The sequence below is a fragment of the Metallibacterium sp. genome (assembly GCF_054637675.1).
In genome coordinates, this window is record NZ_JBTSRB010000102.1 from 1 (window position 1) to 3,190 (window position 3,190).

The 3,190-nt window shown below is 64.6% G+C and carries 4 protein-coding genes; 2 read left to right on the forward strand and 2 right to left on the reverse strand.

Annotation, left to right across the window (positions count from 1 at the left end; all coding sequences use genetic code 11):
• Positions 1-477 precede the first annotated feature (477 nt).
• Both ACYDAT_RS15870 and ACYDAT_RS15875 read left to right on the forward strand, forming a co-directional pair.
• A complete protein-coding gene (locus ACYDAT_RS15870) occupies positions 478-879 on the forward strand; it encodes a hypothetical protein (protein ID WP_461451389.1) in 402 nt (133 codons plus the stop codon).
• A gap of 88 nt (positions 880-967) precedes the next feature.
• Positions 968-2,131, forward strand: coding sequence for a hypothetical protein (locus ACYDAT_RS15875; RefSeq protein ID WP_461451391.1), 1,164 nt, complete (start codon positions 968-970; stop codon positions 2,129-2,131).
• 47 nt (positions 2,132-2,178) lie between these two features.
• Here ACYDAT_RS15875 and ACYDAT_RS15880 read toward each other — a convergent pair whose 3' ends face one another.
• Positions 2,179-2,601, reverse strand: coding sequence for a hypothetical protein (locus ACYDAT_RS15880; protein ID WP_461451393.1), 423 nt, complete (start codon positions 2,599-2,601; stop codon positions 2,179-2,181).
• 152 nt (positions 2,602-2,753) lie between these two features.
• A partial coding sequence (gene coaD / locus ACYDAT_RS15885; protein WP_461451395.1) for a pantetheine-phosphate adenylyltransferase occupies positions 2,754-3,190 on the reverse strand: 437 nt, incomplete at its 5' end.

Below are 3,190 nucleotides of genomic sequence, written 5' to 3' on the forward strand. Positions count from 1 at the left end.
CAAGTGCGCGCCAATATTTTGCACCGAGTAGGCGCTGTGTTGCTTGGGTGGTATGGCGGGAGGCCGTGGTTTGCCGGAGGTGGCGCCGAGGAAGGCTGGACGTGCGCAGGCCACGCAGGGCTTTTCATTGAAGAGCCGTCGGCAATGACGACCGCCCAAGGTGGAGCGCGGGATTCGACGGGACACTGCTAGCAGTTTGTCGGACAATTCAATACTGTACACCAAGATACCGCAATATAGTGTGTTTCCGTTCGTCTTCAATGCTGTATATAGCGGCTGCCTGAACGCTGAAAATGTTCTCTCCGACAAACTGCTAGGAGACGCCACGTTTGATCGACCGTTCGGCTGCTTGTCTTCGCACGCGGAGCATGTTCATTGCAAAGCCCTGAGGCCACCGAGGGGTCATGGACGAGAGGGTCTACGCTGTGCTAGGATAAGACCCTACCCACAATCGGAAGCATAGCAGGAGAACAGCGAATGAGCACCAACTGGGAGCAACTAGCAGCGGAGCACGTGGCGGACTTGACCACCTGGCGACAGGAGCATCCCAAGGCCACGATGCTCGAGATCGAGGACGCCATGCAGACGCGCTTGCGCGCCCTGTACGCCGCTGGGGTGACGGCGCTGGTGCACGAGAGTGCGGCGCAGCACTGGCAGGCCGGGGACACGCAGGTTCCCGCCTGCCCGGAGTGTGGCACGGCGCTGCACGCTCGGGGCGCGCAGGAGCGGCGCCTGACCACGGTGGGGGACCACGCCATCACCCTCCAACGGACCTATGGCGTCTGCCCCGTCTGCCAGACGGGGCTTTTTCCCCCTGGACCACGAACTGATGCTGCCGCCGGGGAGCCTGGCAGCCCACCTGCACCAGTTGAGCGCTGACCTCGGGCAGACGCTCCCCTTCGCGCGCGCCAGTGCTTTTCTAGAACGATACTTCGCGGTCACGGTCCCGACCAGTACGGTGCGACGGGTGACCGAGCAGGTGGGCCAGCTCCTGCTGGCCGTGGAGGCGGCGACGGTGGAGCGCATCGAACAGGAGCTGCCCCCCGAGCCGGAGCAGGCGGAGCGCCGGCTGTTCGAGGTCGACGGAGCCATGCTGCACGGCACGGACGGCGCCTGGCATGAGATGCGCCATCTGGTCATTGGCACGCCGGTGGTGAGCGAGAAGCAGGGCGCCCCCGTGGTTCAGCTGACGGAGCAGAGCTACTATGCGCGGGTGTGCGACGCGGAGACGTTCACGCAGGCGGCCCTGGGGGAGATGCACCGGCGTGGCGTGGGCAGCGCCCACGAGGCCGGGACGGTGGGGGATGGCGCGACATGGGTGCAGACGTTCGCCGATGTCCATCGTCCCGATGCGGTGCGCGTGCTTGATGTCAGCCATGCCGCCGAGCACCTGGGCGTGCTGGAGGAGGCCGTGCGGACCCTCGGGGTGAACTTGCCCGCATCCTGGCACACCACGCAGCGCCACGAACTCGTCGACCATGGGCCGGCGGCGCTGTTGGCGGCGTGCACGGCCATCGAGGAGGCCGTGCCTGGGCTGGCTGTCATGGCGTCGCCTGCGGGATCAAGCGAGAAGACGACCGACCCGCTACCGTCGGCGAGGGAGAGCGGGTCGATGGACGACCAGCCAGCCGAACCAGGAGCAAGGAACAGCGCCCGGCGCGAGATTGCCTACTTCCGCAAGCGCGCCACGCAGATGGACTACCCGGCCCTGCGGGCGGCGGGCTGGCCCATCGGGTCCGGCGCGGTGGAGAGCGCCCACATCCGCGTGATGCAAGAGCGGATGAAGGGGTCGGGCATGCGCTGGAACCTCACGCGCGCCAATGCCGTGCTCGCCCTGCGCTGCGCCAACCTCAGTGGTCGCTGGGACCCATGCTGGCAGACCTACCTCACCGAGCGCATGCGCCAGCATGCCGCACGGCAGGCGGAGCGCCGAACCCAGCGCCTGGTGGTGCGGCTGGCCAGCCTGGGCCTGACCAGGCTGCGCTATGCCCCCGCTGGCGGTACGCCATCCCTTACCGACCAGGACGCGGAGTCAGCCGCGCCCATCGCGTCGCCGGTGCGCTCGCTCCCCAAGCTCCTCCCCAAGTACTCCTGGCGCCAACCCTTCCTTACCAGGCAAGCATGCACCTAGATCCTCGCTGCAAAATATTGGCGCACACTTGCTCGCTCGGCGCACGCTCACTCGTGATTAATCGACTCGAAGACCTTGAGTCCATTCTCGACCAAGGAGTGTTCGCGGTTGAGAAACTCTCCAAGCCGCTCCAGGGTTTCCTTCACATATTCATCCGTCTCGGTGCGAATTGTCTCGTCGCGCGATTGCGCCAGCGCCAGCACGCGCTCGACATCGTCGTGCGCCGTGTCTCGTAGAATGCGTGCTTGCTCCTGTGCTTCCTTCAGGAGGGAATCTGCTCGTTCTTGCGCCTCGCGAATGACGGATTGCTGGTCGATGAGCTTCATTGCTTCTTCCTGAGCGCCGCTCACGATGCGGGCCGCTTCCGCCTGCGCCTGGGACAAGAGCTTGTCTTTGTCTTGGGCGGCGCGGCGGGCGGCGCGCACCTCTTCGGGGATGCGCGTGCGCAACTCATCGATGATGTCCAGCACCTCGCGTTCATCGATGACGGTCTTGTTGAAGAGGGGAACCTTGAAGCCAACATTGATGATGGCTTCGATGCGGTCAACGAGGTAGAGAAGGTCGATGGCGATGTGCCTCCTTGCCTTGGCCCGCGCCGGCGCGGGGTGTGTGCGACTTCGATCTACCGGTCACGATTGACGAGTTTGCGAGAAAGGGCAGCGGCCACATTGCTGGGCACGATGCCATCGAGCGAACCTCCGAGCCCCGCCACCTCCTTCAGCAGGCTGGAGCTGAGAAAGCCGTACCGTAGACTGGTCATCAGGCAAACGACCTCCACTCCCGGCGCGAGCATCTGGTTCATGAACGCTTGCTGCAGCTCCATCTCGAAATCCATGGACGTGCGCAAGCCTTTGACGATGATCGCGCTGCCCACGGATTGCACGTATTCTACCAAAAGACCGCTGAATAGGTCCACCGTCACGTTTGGCAGGTCCGCGGTGGCCTCGCGGATCAGTTCCATCCGTTCTTCTGGCGTGAAGAGCATGTTCTTGGCGGGCGTGCGATAGACGGCGATGACGACCTCATCGAACAGGCGCGCCGCCCGTGTCGCCACGTCCA